This window comes from Algoriphagus vanfongensis DSM 17529 (assembly GCF_000429465.1).
In the GTDB taxonomy this organism is placed as follows: Bacteria; Bacteroidota; Bacteroidia; order Cytophagales; family Cyclobacteriaceae; genus Algoriphagus; species Algoriphagus vanfongensis.
On sequence record NZ_AUBX01000015.1, the window covers coordinates 329,298 to 349,655 of the forward strand.

The following is a 20,358-nucleotide window of genomic DNA, read 5'->3' on the forward strand; positions in this document are numbered from 1 at the left end:
TTTTTTGAAATAGCTAATTTGCAAACAGAATTCGAGTTATGCCCAATCTCATAGTAGACATCGGAAATACCCGCATCAAATCTGCCCTGTATGATAAGCAGGAAAAGATTTGGGAAAATGCCCATTCAGAGCTGTCTGAGGCCAGATCGGTGTGGCAGCAGTTGGATATTGACCATAGTCTCATCTCATCGGTCAGATGGACAGAGGCTGAGCTACGGGAGAATTTGGGTTTAGATTTTCATTTTCTGACTCACCAGACACCTTTGCCTATTCAGAATCAGTACGGTTCACCGGAGACGTTGGGTTTGGACCGGCTGGCTGCGGCTATCGGCGGGTGGAGTCAAGCTGGAGGTGGAGCTGCATTGGTAGTAGATGTAGGTACCTGCATGACATTTGAGTTGGTCGATTCTAGGGGAATCTACCGGGGCGGTGCTATCAGTCCCGGCTTGGCGATGCGTGCCAAAGCGATGCATCAATTTACCGCACGTCTTCCACTAGTGGACGTTGGGCCAAAGCCAGCTTCTCATTTGGCGGATTCTACCAAGACCTGTATGCAGGCAGGTGTCTGGTACGGTATAGCGTATGAAATAATTGGCCATATAGAGGCCTATAGAGTCGAATTTCCTGAAATTAAGGTCTTTGTTTGCGGAGGAGACGCTCATTCTTTTGATTCATTGGCAAAAGACCACATATTTGTAGTCCCAAATTTGGTCCTAGACGGACTGAATTGTATTCTAAACCACAATGTTGAGTAAAATCAAATTGCAATTGCTGGGTGTATGCTGCACCCTTTTCTTATTTTCTGAAGCTCAGGCACAGTCCAGTGCCTCTACCTATTCCGCTCTGGGAATCGGTGAGTTTAACTATTCCGGATTGACACAAAATCAGGCCATGGGTGGCTTGGGAATCAGTTTTGGTACCGCATGGAATCCAAACTATGTCAATCCAGCCCTTCAGGCCAAAAATTCCATTTTCAACTTTCAGGCAGCACTAAACTATAAGACCATCGATGCGAGCAATGGCTCCCAATCTCAAAATGTAGACGGTGGAGGTCTTTCTTACATTGCGATGAGCTTGCCTTTTAAGCCAGGGAAATTTGGAGCAGGAATGGGGCTCAATCAGATCACTTCGGTCAATTACAGACTGCAAGTCGCCAGCATGGTAGACAATGCAGACATACAGTCTGTCAACAATATCACCGGCAATGGTGGGATCAGTGAAGCCTATCTTAGTTTTGGCTATGTGGTAGCAAAAAATCTGAGCTTGGGTATCCATGGATCTTATCTATTTGGCTCTACGATCCGGACCAATCAGCTATCTCTCTATGATGAAGAAGGAGTCGACGTAGGCTACCCTTCTGAATATTATGAAAGATTAACAGTTTCAGATGTAGGCTTCAAATTTGGGGCTCATTACTTTTTGCCTGTGGGTACTGAAAGCAAGTTGCACTTGGGTGCCATTTATCAGGTACTAGGGGATGTTAGTGGAAAAGCTTTTGCCAAACTGGCAGCATTTGGGGAAGCTAGCGACCCGGATACGGATGGAGACTTGGTTTTCAATGATGAAAAAGGAAGTATCTATATACCAAATCGTTATGGATTCGGTGTGACGTATGAAAAAACCAATAAATATGCAATCGGATTGGAAGGCCAGTATCAGGATTTCAAGGATTACACTAATTTTGTTGGAGACCCATTAGACCTCAAAGAGACCCTGAAAATAGGCTTGGGAATGCAGATCGTGCCAGACTATCTAGCCGTCGACAATCAGCTCAAAAGAGCCACTTATCGGGTGGGATTGGAGTTTCAGCAGACTCCCTATTACCTAAACCAAACCAATATCAATGACCTTGGCATTAACTTTGGAGCTTCGATTCCTGTTAATCAATTGTCTTTGGTAAATTTCGCTGTGAAGCTGGGGCAAAGAGGAACTACCTCGGCTGGATTGATCAGAGAAAACTACGTGAACTTCACCCTAGGCTTCTCTCTCAATGACAATAGCTGGTTCTACAAAAGAGTATTTGATTAAGAATAAAAAAATATCTGGGCCGGGTGACTCGCTCAGAGAGAAGATAAATTAACCGAATTAAACAAGTCAAACCATGAAAATTAAATCGACCCTTCTGGGGCTTTCCGCCTTTCTTCTGGCCGGTATGGTTCAGGCCCAGGATGGATGGAATTTCCCTTCTGATCCTGCGCAGGAACAAAAAGCAAGAGAGCTGAACGCTGCCTACAATGACTACATGCAGTCAGAGCAATTTGTAGAAGCTACCAAACCATTACATTGGCTATTGGTAAATGCACCTGATCTAAACGAAGCCATCTATATCAATGGTACAAAAGTATATGACGGGGCAGCTAACGCAACTGCGGATGAGGCTCAGAAAAGAGTGTATCAAGATTCTGTCATGTTGATCTATGACAAAAGAGGTGAACTTTATGACAATGCACCTAAGTGGATTGAAAACAAAGCCTATTACGCTTATCAGTATTACAAAGATGACAAAACGAAAGTAGGTTACATCGTTTCTACTTTTGACAAAGCTATCGAGTTGAATGGTGAACTTGCCACTCCTGCATTGTATGCATATTATTTCAATGCGATCTACAGAGACTATGCTTACAATAAGTCATTCACTCCAGAAGAAATTTTGGCAAAGTATGACTTTATTCAAAAAGAGCTAGATAAGGCAGAGGCAGCTGGAAGCGACATGACTCAAACCAAAGGTACGCTGGAGCAGATCCTTGTAGCCATGGAATTGATCGATTGTGACTTTATCGAAAATACGATGGGACCAAAATTGGCAGCTGACCCTACCAATGAGGCTTTGGCACAGCAAATCTTCAAATATTCTGTGCAGTACAAGTGTCTTTCTTCTAGTGCATTCTTGTCTGCATTGGAGTTGATTGACTCTAATAATCCAACTTATGCTACTTCTCAAGTGAGAGCGATGAGATATATCCAAGAGCAGGATTATGCGAAAGCTCAGCCTGTATTGGAGAAAGCATTGACTTTGGCCGAAAACGATGCTCAAAAAGCAGAAATCCAAATGGATTTGGCGAAAGTACATGCTAACTTGGGTAGAAAAGGTGCCGCAAGAACAGCCGCTAAAGAAGCTGCAACATTGGATCCTGAAAAGACCAAAGATGCTTATTCTATGATTGCAGGATTGTATATGAACTCCTTCAATGACTGTAAAGGTGGTCAATCCAGAGTAAAAGACCGTGCGATCTTCATGGCTGCGTACTATGCGTACCAAAAAGCCGGAGACTCTCAGGGTATGGCGCAAGCTAGAGCTCAGTTCCCATCCAAAGAAGAAGTCTTCACCGAAGGTCTTCAAGTGGGTAGCTCTATCAGCACCGGATGCTGGATCGGAGAGTCTGTAACTATTGCTACTAGAGACTAATAGTTTCCAAATAAATCTTAAAAAGGCAGTCCTTGGGCTGCCTTTTTTCGTTGTCTGATGCTATATCGACCATCTTCTTATGGGCTAGGAATGTTTGAATGTCTCTGCTTTTTGGACAGGAAGTGATCCTAGTCAGCAAGGAGAATTTGGCTAGAGGCATCATTGCAGATTATCAGATTCATTTAACTTTGTCCCATGAAGAATTTCATCTTTGGTATTTTTTGTCTTTTGAGTATCAGTTCTTGTCGAGAAGATATCGATGCGGCCGCTTTGCAAGTATACGAGGGCCCCATGCGGACAGGAGTCAATATTCATGTGGTCCATTCTGACTCGGCTAAGGTGAGGACGGAGATCCGGGCAGCCAAGCAAATGGAATTTCTGAATGGGAACATGGAGTTTCCCGAAGGGATTCTGATTGAGTTTTTTGAGAAAGATGGGAGCAAAGGGACTACACTCCAAGCAGATAGAGGGTATTTTATCAAAGAAAAAAACATCTATAAAGGAGAAGGAAATGTCCGAGTGGACAATGAGATAGAAGATCAGCACCTGCAGAGCGAGGAGCTTTTTTGGGATCCAAACAAAAAGCGGATTTATACCGAGACATTTGTGACAATTCGGGACAAAGAGACACTTTTCAATGGTACCGGAATGGAAGCTGATGAAAGTTTTACAAATTACACCCTCAAAAAATTAAGAGATAGCCGGACTATATTGCCGGGAGAAGAATTATGAAATTACCTGACGTCTTGATCCTTTCCTTGTCTTTGGCACTGATCATCATCGGAATCCACCAAACGATGACTGTAGGAATCGGTTTTTCTTATCCTATCTTTATGTTTGGTGTGGCGCTGTTGTTTTGGTTTCAATACAGAAGAACCAAAACCCAAAAGCCTCCCACAGAAATCCCGGGTAGCAAACCCAAGAAAAAACGGAAGCGATAATCCATGGAGACCAGCTATTTGATCTACGTACTCATAACCCTGCTGTTTTCGGCATTTTTTTCAGGTATTGAGATCGCCTACATTTCCGCCAATAAGCTTCAAATAGAGCTACAGAATAAGCAGGGAAGCCTGAGTGGCAGAATTCTCAGCGGCTTTGTGCAGCGGCCAGGCCAGTTTATCGGTACTACCTTGATGGGCAATACCATTGCACTGGTTCTTTACGGGATTTTTATGGCTTATTTACTGGAAGACCCATTGAGGATGCTTTTGGGTAGCTTTGCCAATGAGGGATCTATACTGGTTTTACAAACTTTGATCTCCACAGTTATCGTTTTGATCACTGCGGAGTTTTTGCCAAAAAGTCTCTTCATGCTCAATCCTAATAGCATGCTGAATGTATTTGCTGTGCCGATGATGCTGATTTATTATCTGATGTTTCCGGTGGTTTGGGCCGTGGTGGGACTTTCTCGCTTTTTTATTACCAAAGTACTCCGCTTAGAATACAGTGAGGACAAGCCGGTTTTTACCGTGACAGATCTCAATAGCTTCATCCAAGACCATATGAATCAGTCCAAGTCCGATGGGACAGCGGAGATCGATACCAAGATTTTTGACAATGCAGTCGAGTTTAAGACAGTCAGACTGAGAGAATGTATGGTGCCGAGGACGGATATCGTCGCGGTGGAGGTAGAAGATAGCATCGAGGAACTTAAAGAGGTTTTTGCCGAAAGCGGCCATTCTAAAATCATCGTCTATCGTGAGACCATCGATGACGTGATCGGATATTGTCATCAGCTGGAGCTTTTCAAAAAACCCAAGAGCATCGAAGATATTTTGACGCCGATCATCATTGCACCTGAGTCTGCTCTTGCCAATGAATTATTGATAGAATTTATTCAGGAAAGAAAAAGTCTCGCCTTGGTGGTAGATGAGTTTGGTGGGACCAGTGGCATCGTCTCGATGGAAGACATTATCGAAGAGATTTTTGGGGAAATCGAAGACGAATATGACAACGATGACCTGATCGAACAAAAAATCGGAGATTTTGAATACTTGCTGAGTGCGCGTCATGAGATTGATTATCTGAATGATAAGTATGATTGGGAATTGCCGGAGGGAGAATTTGAAACCATTTCTGGCCTGATCCTTTCCCATACCGAAAACCTTCCCAAAAAGGGCGAGTCAGTGATGATAGGGCCATATACTTTTACGATTATGACCAAGCAGGATCATCGAATAGACTCCGTGAGGCTCAAAATCAGCTCCCCGGGTATTTTTTAGGTAATGGTTTGATTCAGAATATATTTTGAATTTCGTTACTAATGCTATTATTTTGCGACACTTCTAAAAAAGCGTAGTAACAATAATGGCGTTAATCAAACAAATAAGACAGCGGACAGGTCTCGCAATCGGTGTCATTGCCGGCGGGTTAATTTTATTCCTTTTGGGGGGTGACTTATTGAGTCCAAATTCCAGCCTTCTCAATTCCAGCCAAAACATCGTAGGTGAGATAGCAGGAGAAGATGTCACATATGAAGAGTATGTGGCCAAGGTTGAAGAGTTTCGTGTAGCTTATCAGCAGCGGACTGGAAGAGCTCCTTCCGAAGTAGAGATGTATACTGTCAGAGAGCAGGCTTGGCAGGCTCTGATTGTCGAGCGAGTTTTCAAAGAAGAATATGAAAAACTGGGATTGACTATCTCCTCTGCGGAGCTGGTAGATATGGTCCAAGGAAAAAATATTGTTCCGGAATTGCGTCAGCAATTGGTCAACCCACAGACAGGTCAGTTTGACAAGACTCAGTTGATTACCTTCTTGCAGTCTTTGGAGACAGCGGATCCAGCGCAGCAGGCATTTTGGGCTCAGCAGGAGCAGTTGTTTGCAGAGTCAAGATTGAGAATCAAATATGACAACCTCTTGGCTACTTCTGAGTACGCTACTTCAGCGGAAGCCAAAATGGAATACAAAGCAGCTAACTCTATAGCAGATGCTTCTGTTTTGTACATCCCTTACTATGCAGTAGAAGATGATGCAGTGAGCTTCACTGATTCCGAATTGCAATCTTACCTGAACAGCCATAAGGACATGTTCCAAACTGGCAATTCAGCAAATATCGAATACGTGAGCTTCAGTATCTTGCCTAGTGGCGCTGATTCCGCGGAAGTGATTTCAACTATTGAGCAGTTGACACAAGAATTGAGCAACTCCGATCAGGATTCTCTTTTCGTCAATAGAAACTCTGAGTTGAGACCAGCATTCTATACGTTCCGTCCAGGTGATCAGCTTCCAGCTGACTTGACCAACAATGTGGATGAAGTAGTAGCCGGAGAGACTTATGGACCATTCGTGACTGCCAATTCAACCTATATTTCTTTCAAAGTATCCGATCAATATGATGGAACTCCACGAATGAGAGCTTCTCATATTCTTTTTGGAACTGAAGGAATGGACGAAACTGCCAAAGCTGCTGTGAAAAGTCAGGCTGAAGAAGTTTTGGCTGATCTGAAAAACGGAGGAGACTTTGCTCTAGCTGCAAGACAATACGGTCAGGATGGTACATCCCAAAATGGCGGTGATCTCGGATGGTTTGCCAAAGAAGACTTTGTAGAGCCTTTTGCTAATGCTACCTACGCTAGAAATTCCACTGGCCTTCTTCCCAACTTGGTTGAGACGGAGTATGGCTATCATATCATCGAAGTCACTGAGCTTCCTAAGTCTCAGTACACCAAATTGGCTGTACTTCAATTGGAATTGGTTGCATCTGATGAGACTAGAAATGAAGCTTTCAGAAATGCTGACTCTTTCGCAGCTGAATCTGGCAATAGAAATGAATTCACTGAAAATGCTGTAGAAAGCAACTACAGAGTTCTGCAGGCAAACAATGTGGATGCAGGTGCCAGAAACCTAAACAACATCCAAAACGCAAGAGAGGTGATTCGTTGGGCTTTTGCAGAAGCTTCTCAAGGTGAAGTATCCGCTGTGTTTGAACTGGACAATGCTTATGTGGTAGCCTCTTTGGTCAGCAAGAAAGAAGAAGGAGATGTCGCTCTAGAAGATGTGCGTACTCAAGTGGAAGGACAAGTAAGAAACGAAAAGAAAGCAGAAGCTATCAAGCAGGCTATCGCCGGAAAGGCAAGCTTGGAAGAGATGAAAGCTGTATATCCAGAAGCAGCTTCTCTGAATGAGATCCCAGATCTTAAATTGAGCTCTTCTGTCATTCCAGGAATCGGATTTGCCCCTCAGGCAATCGGAGCGATCTTCGGAGTAGGTCAAGGAGCAATGACTCAGCCGATCGTGGAAGATATCGGAGTCGTAGTCGGCAAACTCAACACCTTGACGCCAGCTGCTGAAATCGGAGACTACACCAGCTACCAGGCTCAGCTGACTCAGAATGCCGCTCAGCGGACTTCCTACCAAGTCATGATGGCTTTGCAGGATCTGGCAGATGTGAAAGATTATAGATACAAATTCTTCTAAGAATCTCAATTGGAACCCATGCCGACCAGCATGGGTTCTTTGTTTGTATTCACTAGATAAGGTAAACCCGAATGCAAAAGAATTTCAATACAGCAGCTTTTAAAGAGAAACTGGAAGCAGGGACAGAATTTCCTGCTTTGTACATGTTTAAATTCATTGTTCCTAATGGGAAAGAACAAGAAGTAGAGGCTATTTTTCCCAACCATGAGGTGATCAAGAAGCCGAGTTCGGGAGGCAGGTATATCAGTACTACCATTCAAGTCATGGTAGAAAGTGCAGATCAAATTATCGCTTACTACGAGCAGGCCTCTTCCATTGAGGGACTACTTTCACTCTAAAACAAAAGACTATGTGGAAAGAAGAAAACAATAAGCTCAAGAAGACATTCAAATTTGAAGATTTTCAGGAAGCCTTTGCCTTCATGACCCGTGTGGCCTTTTTGGCTGAGGCGCAGCAGCATCATCCCAATTGGTCCAATGTCTACAATGAAGTCGTGATTGAGCTGACCACGCATGATGCTGGCAACACGGTCACCGAAAAGGATCGTAAGCTAGCCAAAGCCATAGATGAGCTGAATGCATGAGTGAATCAGTGATCCAATTATTTTTGGTCCCAACACCAATCGGGAACCTGAAGGATATCACGCTGCGTGCCTTGGAAGTACTCCAGTCTGTAGATGTGATCTTAGCAGAAGATACCCGTACCACAGGAATGCTTCTCAAGCACCTGGAAATCAGCAATACGCTGCAATCTTACCATATTTTCAATGAGCATAAGGCAGTGGAGAAGCTAGTGGAGCGTATGAAAAAGGGAGAAGTCTTCGCATTGGTCAGTGACGCAGGCACTCCTGGCATCTCCGATCCTGGTTTTTTGCTTGTCAGGGAGGTTTTGGCAGCTGGCTTGGAAGTTCAATGTCTCCCCGGACCGACAGCTTTCGTACCAGCCTTGGTCAATTCTGGCCTACCCAATGATCGCTTTGTTTTCGAAGGTTTTCTACCACATAAGAAGGGTAGAAAAACTCGAATTGATTCCCTTCTAGAAGAGACTCGCACGATGGTCTTCTATGAGTCTCCACACCGACTGATCAAAACATTAGAGCAGCTTTCAGAAGCTTTTGGAGCGGAGCGACAGGCCTGCGTATCCAGAGAGCTCACCAAATTGCATGAGGAAAATGTACGGGGATCTTTAGACGAATTGATCACTTACTATGAAGAAAATCCTCTCAAAGGAGAGATCGTCCTGACGGTCGAGGGGAAAACTGAAAAGAAAGAAACTCGAGAGGAGAAGCAGGAGCGTAAGCGTGCCAGCTGGAAGGATTGATGATTTAAATGTTTAATCGTTTTTGTAACGCCATCAAATTTCCTTTGATTATTGGGCTAGATGACCGATGTCCGATGCCCGAAGTTTGCAAGACTGGATCTTCAAAGCTGATTCTCTAACTAGGTACTGTCAAAGTTTGGTGAAAGTACGAACCTTCATAGTTTCTAATAACTAATTACCACTTACCTAATTTTTATATGCTAAGCCAAGAAAGACTCAAAGAACTACTGGACCAAACCATCCTCGTAGCCAAGGAGGCAGGAGCCTTTATTCGAAAGGAAAGAGAGCATTTCGATATGGATGCTGTGGAGCACAAAGGCTTCAACGATTTGGTATCTTATGTTGACAAAGAGGCTGAGCAGATCATCGTAGACGGTCTCTGCAAAGTTTTGCCCGAGGCAGGGTTTATAACGGAGGAAGGGACGAACACGACTCGAACCGAGCATTTAAACTGGATCATTGACCCTCTGGATGGCACGACCAACTTTATCCATGGAATTCCTGTGTTTTCTGTGAGCATTGCCTTGATAGATGAGCAAGACTTGGTGTTGGGAGTAGTTTATGAGGTCAATCTGGACGAGTGCTTCTATGCGAGCAAAGGCGGAGGAGCCTTTTGTAATGGCAAGCCAATCCATGTGAGCAAAGCCCCTGATCTCTCAGCGTCCCTGATTGCTACTGGTTTCCCCTATTACAACTTTGATCTGATCGATCGTTATTTGGCCACCTTGAAGTCACTCATGCAGACTACTCATGGTTTGAGGAGATTTGGTTCGGCTGCAGTAGATTTAGCCTATGTGGCTAGCGGAAGAGCCGAAGGTTTTTTTGAATACAACCTGAATTCCTATGATGTCGCTGGTGGGGCTATTATAGTCCAGGAGGCAGGGGGAACAGTTACGGACTTCTCAGGAGGGAAGGATTTTGTCTTTGGCAGACAAATCGTGGCTACCAATGGAAACATCCATCATGAAATTCTCGCTGAGCTGGATAAAGTCTGGTCATCCTAAGAAATAGTACCAGAAAGCAAGACTTCCTATCGAGATCACCATTCCCAAGCCTGAGAGCAAGGCTGCCAATCGGGGTGCCAAATGGTAATTGATCGCAACGATAGAGCCTGTGATCATCGGCGCCATGGCTGATTCTAGGACGGTGACTTTGAAGGTCAATTCCTCGGGATCAAGGAAGTGCCTGTAAATCAAATACACCAATGCTGGGGCCAGTACCAAACGAAAGCCCAAGCCATACCAAAAGTAAGCTGAAGTCAAATCTGCTTTTTCTACTCTGAATCGCAGTCCTATGGCTAGTAGGGCTACTGGGGCCATTGTTTTGCCTATGCCTTGAAGCAGTGGAATCAGAAATGAGGGAGTCTCCCATCCCATCAAGCTCATGATCAGCGTGCCGATCAAAAAACCGAAAGGCGGAAATTTGATGATTTTTAGGGGGATTTGAGCGAGATTGCCGCTTTCGTGACTATAGATGGATCCGATGACGATGGCCAGGGATGACACCAGCAAAAATGATCCTCCCTGATCCATCAGGAGAGCTGCAGGGAGCCCAGCTTTGCCGTATAGCGCTTCTATCACAGGAAATCCAAGAAAGGAGGTATTAGCCAGACCGGACACAATAGAAAGACAACCGATCACCTGCGGACTCCAGTGAAACACTCTTCCTAAAACTCCAAATACCAACCAAGACAGCAAGAACGTAAACCAAGCAGCTGAAATGGGAATCAAGAGATCCCAACCCGGATTGATCTGAGGAATATATAGCAGCGCCAAAGCAGGCAATACCAGATTGAAAAGGTAAGAATTGACCCAAAAAATGGCTTTCTCAACAGGGAATCCCTCGCGTCTCTGAAAATAAAGTCCGGCGAGCAAACACAAAAATGAGATAAGGGCTCCTATCATCCCGGCAAGTTAAAAAACTCGGCTTTTTTAACATTAAAATAATTTGGCATAATTGTAGTGTCTTGAAAATCAGTATACTTTTGTTGGTAAATAAACCTAGAATCTATGACGAAACTGATACCGATTTTTATCAATGGTGGCAAGTGGATTCAATTATCCCAACTTTCGACGGAGCAAGGACAGAAATTGAAATCTTGGTTGCCCGTCAGCTGCCTCAAAAAAGTGCTCTACAACGGGATGGAATTGAAAGATTGTGTGGATTTTGAAACCTACGAATATTGGTTTAGAAGTCATCAGGTCTCAGGACAGCGTCAGGCTGCGTTGGATTTTTGATATCAGACTTTTGGCTTCCTCTTCTTTTTGTATCATGCGTTGAGTAATTAGGCTCCTACTCCAGCCCAAAACTTTTGCGCTTTTCATCAAAGTACTTTTCTAAATCAGGATAATAGGTGCTCGTCGCTTCTGGGATGCCATCTAGGACCAGTTCCATTTTGCCTTCCAGTTCATCTTGATTGACTTGCATGCCTTCGATCAGATAGATCAAGTCTTCTAAATTGAGAGGTTCTTCAATTTTGGAAGGGTAAAGCATATACTCGTTTCCATAAAAATCCACTGCTTCCAGCTGTATGCTATAATCCAAGCGATGTGCGTAGATGCTGATTTGCTCTCCCCAAGTAGATTCCGGAAAATTCAACTTGACCAGAAGTGCCGAAGAAACCTCCTCGGAAAAGTAGGTGTCGGGCTGAAATTTGAAATTGATCATAGCCTAAATTTACGATTCCTCTGCTGCTTGAGACAAGAGATCGGGAAAAGCATTTTTTCAATGCGATTCTACATTGGATAATAAGGACTTTCGGGCTATTTTTGGGCCTGATTGGAAGCAGGCCACTGCCTGATTTCTCCCATTTTCGCCTTTCAATACCAAAACTATGAAAAGAGATTCGGTTGTTTTTGACCTCATCGCACAAGAAGAAGACAGACAAAAGCGTGGCATTGAGCTGATCGCTTCGGAAAATTTCACCAGCAAACAGGTCATGGAGGCCGCTGGGAGTGTATTGACCAATAAATACGCAGAAGGACTGCCTAAAAAGCGCTATTATGGTGGCTGTGAGGTAGTGGATGAAATCGAGCAGATAGCTATCGATAGAGCTAAGCAGCTTTTTGGTGCTACTTGGGCCAATGTACAGCCTCACTCTGGTGCTCAGGCCAATGCAGCGGTGATGCTAGCTTGTCTGAAAGCCGGTGATCCAATTTTGGGATTTGACTTGTCACATGGCGGTCACTTGACTCATGGTTCTCCGGTCAATTTCTCAGGAAAATTGTACGAGCCTCATTTCTATGGTGTGGAAGAGGAGACAGGAGTGATCGATTACGATAAGGTGGAGGCGAAAGCACTGGAAGTACAGCCAAAAATGATCATTTGCGGTGCTTCGGCATACTCCAGAGATTGGGATTATGAGAGATTGAGAGCGATAGCGGATGAAGTGGGAGCAATCCTATTGGCGGATATTTCGCACCCATCTGGTTTGATAGCCAGAGGTTTGCTAAATGATCCTTTGGAGCATTGCCATATCGTCACCACGACAACACACAAGACCTTGAGAGGTCCTAGAGGCGGTTTGATTGTGATGAGAGAGGACTTTGACAACCCATGGGGACTGACTACTCCAAAAGGAGAAATTAGAAAAATGTCTTCTCTACTGGATATGGGTGTTTTCCCAGGTACTCAGGGAGGCCCATTGGAGCATATCATCGCAGCCAAGGCGGTAGCTTTTGAAGAAGCTCTTTCTGATGAATACATGGAATACGTACTACAGGTCAAAAAGAATGCATCCGTGATGGCGGAAGAGTTCGTAAGTCTTGGATACCAGTTGATTTCCGGAGGTACAGACAATCACTTGATGTTGATCGATCTGCGAAATAAGGATTTGACAGGAAAAATCGCCGAGGAGACCCTAGGCAAAGTAGATATTACTATCAATAAAAATATGGTGCCATTTGACACCAAATCACCTTTTGTCACTTCTGGGATGCGAGTAGGTACTGCTGCGGTGACTACCAGAGGATTGAAAGAGGAAGATATGAAAAAGATCGTTCGACTGATTGACAGAGCGCTTCAGAATCATGCCAATGAATCTGAATTGGATAGCATCCGTAAGGAAGTCAATGAGTGGATGGTTCAGTTTCCATTATACTAAAGATTAGAATACCAACGTGGCATTAGACCAATATCGAGAAGAGGAGGAAGAGGAAGGAATGTCCTTTTTGGACCATCTGGAGGCTCTCCGGTGGCATTTGTTGCGCTCAGTAGCAGCCATACTTATACTTTCAGTGATCGCTTTTCTTTCCAAAAGCATTGTATTTGGAATGGTTATTTTGGGTCCTTCCAAAGTGGACTTTCTGACCTATCGGGTGCTTTGTGACTTAGGTGATTACTTGGGAATCTCTGCACTGTGTATAGATGAATTGCCCTTTACTATCCAAAGTAGGCAGATGACTGGCCAGTTTTCCATGCACATGACCTCCAGTTTTGTGGTGGGATTTGTAGTGGCTTTCCCCTATGTCTTTTGGGAGTTCTGGAGATTTATAAGTCCTGGGCTTTATGATCAAGAGAAAAATGCTGCCCGTGGCGCGGTTTTCTTTGTCAGCTTGCTCTTCTTTATGGGGGCTGCATTTGGATATTTTATCCTGTCTCCCCTTTCGATCAACTTCCTGTCCAATTACCAACTCGACCCGACCATTCTCAATGAGTTTGATATCGGATCTTATGTGACCACGTTGATCATGTTGGTACTTGCATCTGCGATTATGTTCCAGTTGCCGGTGGTGATTTATTTCTTATCCATGTCTGGATTGGTGACCTCCGGAATGCTACGTGCTTATAGAAGACATGCGATTGTCGTGATTTTGGTGCTTTCTGCTGTAATCACTCCTCCAGATGTGATCAGCCAATTGCTCATCGCGATGCCTATCCTTGTCTTGTACGAAGCTGGGATCACCATTGCAAAGCGTTTGGAGAAAAAGCGTGCCATCAAGGCAGCAGAATACGCTAGACAAGAAGAAGCGGAAGATTAAAAGTCTGAATGCTGTAGGCTTAAAGCTTTGTTAAAGTAGAAGGGAATTACTATTTCAGAATTGCAACCCAGTTTTAGCGGTTAATCGTAATTCGTAAATCAAATATGAAATGAAAATAGCTATCGGAGGCGATCATGCCGGATTTGAATACAAAGGGAAATTGATTCAGAAGCTGGAAAGCCAAGGACACGAAGTCAAAGATTTTGGTCCTTTTTCTGATGCTTCTGTGGATTATCCTGATTATGTGCACCCATTGAGTTCCGCTGTGGAAACAGGCGAATTTGACTTGGGTATCGTAATCTGTGGCTCTGGAAATGGTGTCGCGATCACTGCCAATAAGCATCAAGGAATCAGAGCAGCATTGGTGTGGAATGAGGAGTTGGCGTCTTTGGCCCGCCAGCACAACAACGCCAATGTTTTGGCTATCCCCGCTCGGTTTATTTCGTATGAGTTGGCAGAGAAAGTCACAGAAACCTTCTTGACTACGGAATTTGAAGGTGGCCGTCATGCCAACCGAGTCAATAAAATCGCCTGCAGCTAATCAGTAACTGAGAGATTTTTAAGCCCATCTTATGAAACTAGGATGGGCTTTTTCATTTGGTTCAAAACTACTTTTCCTGCAATATTTCAAACTCCGCCATCACAGGAAAGTGATCAGAAAGTTTTTCAGTAGGCCCTTGATTGAAGACTTCTAGGTTAACGCACTGCTTCGCCAATTTCGGACTTGCCAAAATGTAATCGATTCTCACTCTATTTTGAAAGATTGATTCTGGCGTTTGCCCATATTGACCTACTAATACAGGTGCTGGAAACGTAAAGCTTTCCTGAAAATCCAACTTATTCAATCCCAAGTCAATGGCTGGCACAGACAGGAATTCTGAAATAGGCGCATAGTCAAATTCTCCATGTCTTAGGTTATCATACTGGTCTCCTACTTTTTTCTCCATCCCTGCTTTGAGCTCTACTTTGGATTCGAGCCAGTAAGCATCCAGTGGAGAATGGGAATTGAAGTCGCCCAGAATAAGATAAGAATCAGTTTGAAGTTCTTGAATTCTGGATTTGATCTGCCTAGCTTCTCGCAATCGAATATCGCTGTCAGATGGAGATAGATGGACTACAAAAAAATCTATCCCATAGGTTTTCACATGAAGGAGTCCATGCCAAAAGTTGTCCACATTTTTTTCGATCAATTCAATTGGTTCTTTTGAAGTCAAACCTGTAGGATATCCACGCTCCTTTAGGATATACACATAGGGATGCCCCCATTTCTCGGCATCTGCTCTAAGTTTAGATTCATCATATCCACACAATTCCTGCAAAGCTAAGACATCTGGGTTTTGCTCTTTCACCCAATGAATCAACTCCTTATTTCTCAGACTATCCTTTCCCCAGTCAAATCCATTCCAAATATTATAGGTCATCACCTTTAATTTTTTGGAATTTGTTTGCACTAGTATGGATTGATTTAATCCAATTGTAAACAATATTAATAGGAGGGTTTTGAATTTCATTGATTAGAAAAGGCTTACTGTGTTGTATAAATCTAAAATGGGGAATCTTGGTGGAACAAAAAGTATGTTAATACAAAAATAAACCCCGACTTTTTAGCCGGGGTTTGAGTTTATAGCAAAGGCTTAAACTGCCTTAGGAATCTCACATCATTTTCGGTGAAGAGCCGCAAATCTTTGATTTGGTATTTGAGCATGGCGATTCGTTCTATACCCATTCCAAATGCAAAACCTGTGTATTTTTTAGAATCAATTCCGCAATTTTCTAACACATTGGGATCTACCATGCCAGAACCACCGATTTCTACCCAGCCGGTACCTTTACAGATTGTACATCCTTTCCCTCCGCAGATCAGACAGGAAATGTCTATTTCGGCACTTGGTTCGGTGAATGGAAAATAGGAAGGACGAAAACGCACTTTAGTTCCTTTTCCAAACATCTCTTTTGCGAAGTGATATAGCGTGTTTTTCAAATCTGCGAAACCGACGTTCTCATCTACATAGAGTCCTTCTACCTGATGGAAGATACAGTGTGCTCTCGCAGAGATAGCCTCATTTCGATAGACACGTCCAGGAGAAAGTGTACGTATCGGAGGTTTTTGGTTTTCCATGACACGCACCTGAACCGAAGATGTATGGGTACGTAAGGCGATATCAGGATTTTTCTCAATAAAGAAGGTATCCTGCATTTCTCTCGCCGGATGGTTTTCCGGGAAATTTAACGCGGTAAAGTTATGCCAGTCATCCTCGATTTCTGGACCTTCTGAGAGATTGAACCCGATTCTTTCAAAAATTTCAATGATTCGCTGTCGAGTTGCTGTCAAAGGATGAATTCCACCGATTTCCTGATTGGAAGGAGGAAGGGTCAAATCTATATCTGCAGCTTTCGATTTTTTGGAAGCAGAATTTACTTTCTCGATGAGCTCCTGAAATTTGTCCTCTGCCAATTGCTTGACGGAATTGACCAATTGACCATAGGCTCTTTTCTCCTCATTAGGGATTTTACCCATTTCTGCAAAAAGTCCACCTACGACAGATTTTTTGGAGATGTACTCCATTCTGTAGGCTTCGAGTTCTTCTGGATTAGTGGCATCCGCCGCCGCAATAGCCGTCTTGATGGCTTCGATTTTTTCCTGATACATGGGATTCAGATTAATCAAGCCACAAAGCTAAGATTTTTGGGGGGTTTTGGAGGACCGTGAGGGGCGATTATTTGGAAAACTCTTGCTCAATTCTAAATCTGCTCAATCCAATTAAATGTTTGAACTCGTAATTCCAATCAAATACTAAAACTACGCAAACCATGAAAAATTTCTTAAAAATTGCTCTTGTAGCATTCGCATTCTTTACAGCCAACCTCGCTTTTGCACAAATGGAAGAGACTGTAGAAGTCGGTGGAGCGGCTATGTATCCATCTAAAAACATCGTCGAAAACGCAGTGAATTCTGCTGATCACACCACGCTGGTAGCAGCCGTAAAGGCAGCTGGTCTGGTGGAGACCTTGCAGGGTAAAGGACCATTTACTGTTTTTGCGCCTGAAAACTCAGCCTTTGAAAAACTGCCAGATGGTACTGTGGAGAATCTTCTGAAACCAGAAAACAAAGCGCAATTGACTGCAGTCTTGACTTATCATGTAGTGGCAGGTAAAATGGGATCTAAGGATATAGCCGAAGCAATCAAAAAAGGGGATGGTAAAGCAGTCTTTACTACTGTGCAAGGAGGTAAACTCACTGCCTGGATGAAAGGAAAAAAACTGTATATCATGGATGAAAACGGTAACTCATCTAAGGTCACTATTCCAGATGTATGGCAATCCAATGGAGTGATCCATTCAGTGGACACTGTTGTTTTGCCAAAAATGTAAGTTGAACAAACGATTTTTAGACTTTTAAAAAGCTTGAAGAAACCCTTCAAGCTTTTTTTGTGAGCAAATTTTAGGCAAATGCCCTAATTTTTTCTTGGAGAGGCTTGATTTCCCTTTTACCTTTAGAGCATTGTACTAGTTCCCATTTTGTAATATGATCAGAAAGTCTCTTGCCATTCTTGGGATGGCTTTTGGGCTGGCCTGGAGTGCGGCTGCCCAGAATACCCTACACCCTACTTCTAGCGAATACGAATACCCTACCGATCCCAAAGTCCAAGAAAAACTGGAGCAATGGAGAGATCAGAAGTTTGGGATTTTGATCCATTGGGGAATCTATGCAGTCCCTGGAATCGTCGAATCTTGGAGTATCAACAATGAAGATTGGATTCGTCGCAAAGACACCACTCAGACGTATCAGGATTACAAAAAGTGGTATTTCGGCTTGAAGGATGAGTTCAATCCGCAAGGTTTCAACCCGGAACAATGGGCTGATGCTGCCGACAAAGCAGGGATGAAATATGTAGTCTTCACGACCAAGCATCATGATGGCTTCAATATGTTTGACACGCAGTTTACGGACTATAAAATCACCGATGGTCCATTCAAAAATCATCCAAAGTCCAATGTGGCCAAGCATGTTTTTCAAGCCTTTCGGGACAAAGACATGATGATCGGAGCCTACTATTCCAAACCAGACTGGCATTCCCAGTATTTTTGGTGGGACTATTATGCTACGCCAGACAGAAATGTCAACTATGACATTCGCAAAAACCCTTGGAGATGGAACCAGTTTGTCAACTTCACCCACAACCAACTCAATGAAATCACCAGTGATTACGGCTCGATTGATATCCTTTGGCTAGATGGCGGATGGGTTCGTCCCAAAGAAACAATCAATGAGGAAGTCTTGAGCTGGGGAGCACCGATTCCTGAGTTTTCGCAGGAAATCAACATGCCAAAAGTCGCAGAAATGGCCCGCAAAAACCAGGAAGGAATGTTGATCGTGGATAGAACGGTTCATGGTCCATTCGAAAACTACCGCACACCTGAGCAAGGAATTCCTGATACCATGTCTTCAGATCCCTGGGAAAGCTGTATTACACTCGGTGGGGCTTGGGGATATGTGCCCAATGATAAGTTTAAACCTTCTCGAAAAGTGATTCATCTTCTGATTGAAATTGTGGCCAAAGGCGGAAACCTTTTGCTTGGTGTCGGTCCTACGGCAGATGGGGTTTTCCTTCCGGAGCAGGTTTCCAGACTGGAGGAAATCGGAAAATGGCTTGACGTAAATGGACAAGGAATCTATGGAACAAGAGCTATAGAATCCTTCCAGGATGGAGCTATGTATTTTACGCAAGGAAAGGAAAAAGAGCTCTATGCGATTTTGCCTATTCAAGAAGGAGAGACTCTTGGAGAAAGTATTTCTTGGAGCTTGAACCCGCCTAAGAAAGGCTCTAAAATCCAACTGCTTGGTCAGAAAGGAAATCTCAAGTGGAAAACTGTAGATGGGAAAACGGTAGTTTCTATTCCTAGAAGTCTTCAAAGCAAATTGGCAGAATCACCAGCTGTTGTGTTGACTTATTCGGGAGAGTAATTTCTCTAATTACAAAATTGTCAGACTGAGCGGAGTCGAAGTCTATTTGAATTCAAAGAAAAGACCTTGCGATTTCCCTCAGTCTGAAATTATTAATTGATTTTTTGATTTATAAGTCCATTGGAAGCTGAAATACAGCGATCCCTGGATCTTCGTCAGTAGTGAGTCCATAGAGTTCATTGGCCTCTTCGTTGATGGCGATTTTAGAAATTGATCTATCCAAAAAGATCCTCACCAAAGGCTTCCCCTGCAAATCAAAAACTCGGACTTCTTTTGATACTAGGCCACTTTTGGCGTAATCCAAGTAGGAATAATCTGAATAGGCTATAAATATTCGGTTACTAGAAATGAATACTTCACCATATCTTTTAGGCTCTTCTGGGCTAATAATTACTGCCTCTCCAAACTGAGATTTGTGAAACTCAAATTTTGGTAGGCTCAGATCTGGACCGATCACCGAAATAAATTTTTTCGTCTTGTAATCAAATATTTCAAACAGGTCACGATGCAAACTCGTTCTTACATATTTTCCGTTTTCTTCATTGCCGCCAAACCTGCCTGCGCTTAACAAGCTTAACTGAGTTTGTGTTAGGTCGGGATAATCCTCCAAATTTTCGTACTCACCATATTTCCCAATCAAGATTTTATTAACATCAAGCTCATAGATTTTATTATCCCCTTCGATCGGTACGCCAAGCAAGTTTCCATTTGGAGCAAAAGAATGCCTGATCATTTTTAAACTAGGATCTGGGATTTTGATATCTGAGTCGGCCAGAAGACCAGTATCCTGAAACTTGAATGTTGAATATTTTTTATTGTTGTAATCGAATACCCAAAACAGTGTAGTATCTGACGAAGGGATAAATAACGGGTCAAAAGTCTCCAGAGGGCCTTGTCCATGTCTGCCTTTTGCATAGAGGTAAGTCCAGTCCTTTGGGTCAATAATATGTATTCTCGGAGATTCCTCAGGGACATTATGATATTCTCCTACAATAATTTTGTTGCCTGAAAGTACCATTCCACTTGCGTTTAGAATTTCTTCAAAAAAGTATTTTTCTGATGTCAAGCTGATCTCTTCAAAGTCGGTCAATGCAAGTAACACCGTAGACTTGTCTGTACTTTTTTCCGAGCAAGAGCAGGAGATTGAAAGGAATAAAATAAGCTGGAAAAATCTCATGATTAAATAGTTGTATTACGTAAAGTACGTAAAGAAGGGCAAAAAAGAAATACCGAAAGTGAAGTTTCGGTATTTCTTACTTTTCAATTTACTG

Annotated in this window: 22 protein-coding genes; 17 read left to right on the forward strand and 5 right to left on the reverse strand. The window is 43.3% G+C overall.

The window, feature by feature from the left end:
* Positions 1-38: 38 nt before the first annotated feature.
* The 11 genes from G460_RS0114795 to G460_RS0114845 all read left to right on the forward strand — a co-directional run bounded on the left by G460_RS0114795 (position 39) and on the right by G460_RS0114845 (position 10,146).
* Positions 39-755 (forward strand): type III pantothenate kinase, encoded by a 717-nt coding sequence (locus G460_RS0114795; RefSeq protein ID WP_026956098.1) that lies wholly within the window; start codon positions 39-41, stop codon positions 753-755.
* Positions 745-2,028, forward strand: a complete 1,284-nt coding sequence (gene bamG, locus G460_RS0114800; RefSeq protein ID WP_026956099.1) for a BamG family beta-barrel-assembly machinery protein — start codon at positions 745-747, stop codon at positions 2,026-2,028. The genes G460_RS0114795 and bamG overlap by 11 nt, the downstream gene beginning before the upstream one ends.
* A 73-nt stretch (positions 2,029-2,101) precedes the next feature.
* Positions 2,102-3,406, forward strand: a complete 1,305-nt coding sequence (locus tag G460_RS0114805) for a hypothetical protein (protein WP_026956100.1) — start codon at positions 2,102-2,104, stop codon at positions 3,404-3,406.
* A gap of 195 nt (positions 3,407-3,601) precedes the next feature.
* Positions 3,602-4,138 (forward strand): LPS export ABC transporter periplasmic protein LptC, encoded by a 537-nt coding sequence (gene lptC, locus G460_RS0114810; RefSeq protein ID WP_026956101.1) that lies wholly within the window; start codon positions 3,602-3,604, stop codon positions 4,136-4,138.
* Positions 4,135-4,347, forward strand: coding sequence for a hypothetical protein (locus G460_RS0114815; protein ID WP_026956102.1), 213 nt, complete (start codon positions 4,135-4,137; stop codon positions 4,345-4,347). Before lptC ends, G460_RS0114815 begins: the two co-directional genes overlap by 4 nt.
* 3 nt (positions 4,348-4,350) lie before the next feature.
* Entirely contained in the window at positions 4,351-5,628 is a 1,278-nt protein-coding gene (locus G460_RS0114820) for a hemolysin family protein (RefSeq protein ID WP_026956103.1), read from the forward strand.
* Positions 5,629-5,713: 85 nt separating this feature from the next.
* Positions 5,714-7,822, forward strand: coding sequence for a peptidylprolyl isomerase (locus tag G460_RS0114825; protein WP_026956104.1), 2,109 nt, complete (start codon positions 5,714-5,716; stop codon positions 7,820-7,822).
* 71 nt (positions 7,823-7,893) lie between these two features.
* Positions 7,894-8,160, forward strand: a complete 267-nt coding sequence (locus tag G460_RS0114830; RefSeq protein WP_026956105.1) for a DUF493 domain-containing protein — start codon at positions 7,894-7,896, stop codon at positions 8,158-8,160.
* Positions 8,161-8,171: 11 nt separating this feature from the next.
* Complete coding sequence (locus tag G460_RS0114835; RefSeq protein ID WP_026956106.1) at positions 8,172-8,405, forward strand: 4a-hydroxytetrahydrobiopterin dehydratase; 234 nt, start codon at positions 8,172-8,174, stop codon at positions 8,403-8,405.
* Entirely contained in the window at positions 8,402-9,142 is a 741-nt protein-coding gene (gene rsmI, locus G460_RS21925; RefSeq protein ID WP_035464487.1) for a 16S rRNA (cytidine(1402)-2'-O)-methyltransferase, read from the forward strand. Before G460_RS0114835 ends, rsmI begins: the two co-directional genes overlap by 4 nt.
* A gap of 197 nt (positions 9,143-9,339) precedes the next feature.
* On the forward strand, positions 9,340-10,146 hold the full coding sequence (locus G460_RS0114845; protein WP_026956107.1) for an inositol monophosphatase family protein: 807 nt from the start codon (positions 9,340-9,342) through the stop codon (positions 10,144-10,146).
* On the opposite strand, the gene G460_RS0114850 is transcribed toward G460_RS0114845, so the two are convergent.
* On the reverse strand, positions 10,138-11,046 hold the full coding sequence (locus G460_RS0114850; RefSeq protein ID WP_026956108.1) for an AEC family transporter: 909 nt from the start codon (positions 11,044-11,046) through the stop codon (positions 10,138-10,140). The genes G460_RS0114845 and G460_RS0114850 overlap by 9 nt on opposite strands.
* Positions 11,047-11,151: 105 nt before the next feature.
* On the opposite strand from G460_RS0114850, the gene G460_RS0114855 reads away from it, so the two are divergent.
* Positions 11,152-11,379, forward strand: a complete 228-nt coding sequence (locus G460_RS0114855; RefSeq protein WP_026956109.1) for a hypothetical protein — start codon at positions 11,152-11,154, stop codon at positions 11,377-11,379.
* 55 nt (positions 11,380-11,434) lie between these two features.
* Here G460_RS0114855 and G460_RS0114860 read toward each other — a convergent pair whose 3' ends face one another.
* Complete coding sequence (locus tag G460_RS0114860; RefSeq protein ID WP_026956110.1) at positions 11,435-11,809, reverse strand: hypothetical protein; 375 nt, start codon at positions 11,807-11,809, stop codon at positions 11,435-11,437.
* Positions 11,810-11,975: 166 nt separating this feature from the next.
* Here G460_RS0114860 and G460_RS0114865 point away from each other — a divergent pair, with 166 nt between their 5' ends.
* The 3 genes from G460_RS0114865 to rpiB all read left to right on the forward strand — a co-directional run bounded on the left by G460_RS0114865 (position 11,976) and on the right by rpiB (position 14,662).
* The gene (locus tag G460_RS0114865) at positions 11,976-13,244 is read left to right on the forward strand and encodes a serine hydroxymethyltransferase (protein WP_026956111.1); all 1,269 of its coding nucleotides are present in this window, start codon (positions 11,976-11,978) and stop codon (positions 13,242-13,244) included.
* A gap of 16 nt (positions 13,245-13,260) precedes the next feature.
* Positions 13,261-14,121, forward strand: a complete 861-nt coding sequence (tatC, locus tag G460_RS0114870; RefSeq protein WP_026956112.1) for a twin-arginine translocase subunit TatC — start codon at positions 13,261-13,263, stop codon at positions 14,119-14,121.
* A gap of 109 nt (positions 14,122-14,230) precedes the next feature.
* Positions 14,231-14,662 carry a ribose 5-phosphate isomerase B gene (gene rpiB / locus G460_RS0114875; protein WP_035464489.1) on the forward strand — a complete coding sequence of 144 codons (432 nt, stop codon included), beginning with the start codon at positions 14,231-14,233 and terminating at the stop codon, positions 14,660-14,662.
* Between the two features lie 67 nt (positions 14,663-14,729).
* Here rpiB and G460_RS0114880 read toward each other — a convergent pair whose 3' ends face one another.
* Entirely contained in the window at positions 14,730-15,542 is an 813-nt protein-coding gene (locus G460_RS0114880) for an endonuclease/exonuclease/phosphatase family protein (RefSeq protein WP_169817517.1), read from the reverse strand.
* 200 nt (positions 15,543-15,742) lie between these two features.
* Positions 15,743-16,771, reverse strand: a complete 1,029-nt coding sequence (locus G460_RS0114885; RefSeq protein WP_026956115.1) for a phenylalanine--tRNA ligase subunit alpha — start codon at positions 16,769-16,771, stop codon at positions 15,743-15,745.
* Positions 16,772-16,932: 161 nt separating this feature from the next.
* Between G460_RS0114885 and G460_RS0114890 the strand changes: the two genes are divergently transcribed.
* Positions 16,933-17,493, forward strand: a complete 561-nt coding sequence (locus G460_RS0114890) for a fasciclin domain-containing protein (RefSeq protein WP_026956116.1) — start codon at positions 16,933-16,935, stop codon at positions 17,491-17,493.
* Between the two features lie 154 nt (positions 17,494-17,647).
* Positions 17,648-19,087 carry an alpha-L-fucosidase gene (locus G460_RS0114895; RefSeq protein WP_026956117.1) on the forward strand — a complete coding sequence of 480 codons (1,440 nt, stop codon included), beginning with the start codon at positions 17,648-17,650 and terminating at the stop codon, positions 19,085-19,087.
* Positions 19,088-19,196: 109 nt separating this feature from the next.
* On the opposite strand, the gene G460_RS0114900 is transcribed toward G460_RS0114895, so the two are convergent.
* Positions 19,197-20,264, reverse strand: a complete 1,068-nt coding sequence (locus G460_RS0114900) for a BF3164 family lipoprotein (RefSeq protein WP_026956118.1) — start codon at positions 20,262-20,264, stop codon at positions 19,197-19,199.
* Between the last annotated feature and the right edge of the window lie 94 nt (positions 20,265-20,358).

Bases quoted from the DNA above. Each gene is read 5' to 3' on its own strand.
- bamG (WP_026956099.1), top strand. From the start codon at position 745: ATGTTGAGTAAAATCAAATTGCAATTGCTGGGTGTATGCTGCACCCTT.
- lptC (WP_026956101.1), top strand. From the start codon at position 3,602: ATGAAGAATTTCATCTTTGGTATTTTTTGTCTTTTGAGTATCAGTTCT.
- G460_RS0114825 (WP_026956104.1), top strand. From the start codon at position 5,714: ATGGCGTTAATCAAACAAATAAGACAGCGGACAGGTCTCGCAATCGGT.
- G460_RS0114865 (WP_026956111.1), top strand. From the start codon at position 11,976: ATGAAAAGAGATTCGGTTGTTTTTGACCTCATCGCACAAGAAGAAGAC.
- G460_RS0114815 (WP_026956102.1), top strand. From the start codon at position 4,135: ATGAAATTACCTGACGTCTTGATCCTTTCCTTGTCTTTGGCACTGATC.
- G460_RS0114855 (WP_026956109.1), top strand. From the start codon at position 11,152: ATGACGAAACTGATACCGATTTTTATCAATGGTGGCAAGTGGATTCAA.
- G460_RS0114860 (WP_026956110.1), bottom strand. From the start codon at position 11,809: ATGATCAATTTCAAATTTCAGCCCGACACCTACTTTTCCGAGGAGGTT.
- G460_RS0114850 (WP_026956108.1), bottom strand. From the start codon at position 11,046: ATGATAGGAGCCCTTATCTCATTTTTGTGTTTGCTCGCCGGACTTTAT.
- G460_RS0114885 (WP_026956115.1), bottom strand. From the start codon at position 16,771: ATGTATCAGGAAAAAATCGAAGCCATCAAGACGGCTATTGCGGCGGCG.
- G460_RS0114880 (WP_169817517.1), bottom strand. From the start codon at position 15,542: ATGACCTATAATATTTGGAATGGATTTGACTGGGGAAAGGATAGTCTG.
- G460_RS0114820 (WP_026956103.1), top strand. From the start codon at position 4,351: ATGGAGACCAGCTATTTGATCTACGTACTCATAACCCTGCTGTTTTCG.
- G460_RS0114900 (WP_026956118.1), bottom strand. From the start codon at position 20,264: ATGAGATTTTTCCAGCTTATTTTATTCCTTTCAATCTCCTGCTCTTGC.
- G460_RS0114895 (WP_026956117.1), top strand. From the start codon at position 17,648: ATGATCAGAAAGTCTCTTGCCATTCTTGGGATGGCTTTTGGGCTGGCC.
- G460_RS0114890 (WP_026956116.1), top strand. From the start codon at position 16,933: ATGAAAAATTTCTTAAAAATTGCTCTTGTAGCATTCGCATTCTTTACA.
- G460_RS0114845 (WP_026956107.1), top strand. From the start codon at position 9,340: ATGCTAAGCCAAGAAAGACTCAAAGAACTACTGGACCAAACCATCCTC.
- G460_RS0114830 (WP_026956105.1), top strand. From the start codon at position 7,894: ATGCAAAAGAATTTCAATACAGCAGCTTTTAAAGAGAAACTGGAAGCA.
- G460_RS0114835 (WP_026956106.1), top strand. From the start codon at position 8,172: ATGTGGAAAGAAGAAAACAATAAGCTCAAGAAGACATTCAAATTTGAA.
- rpiB (WP_035464489.1), top strand. From the start codon at position 14,231: ATGAAAATAGCTATCGGAGGCGATCATGCCGGATTTGAATACAAAGGG.
- rsmI (WP_035464487.1), top strand. From the start codon at position 8,402: ATGAGTGAATCAGTGATCCAATTATTTTTGGTCCCAACACCAATCGGG.
- G460_RS0114795 (WP_026956098.1), top strand. From the start codon at position 39: ATGCCCAATCTCATAGTAGACATCGGAAATACCCGCATCAAATCTGCC.
- G460_RS0114805 (WP_026956100.1), top strand. From the start codon at position 2,102: ATGAAAATTAAATCGACCCTTCTGGGGCTTTCCGCCTTTCTTCTGGCC.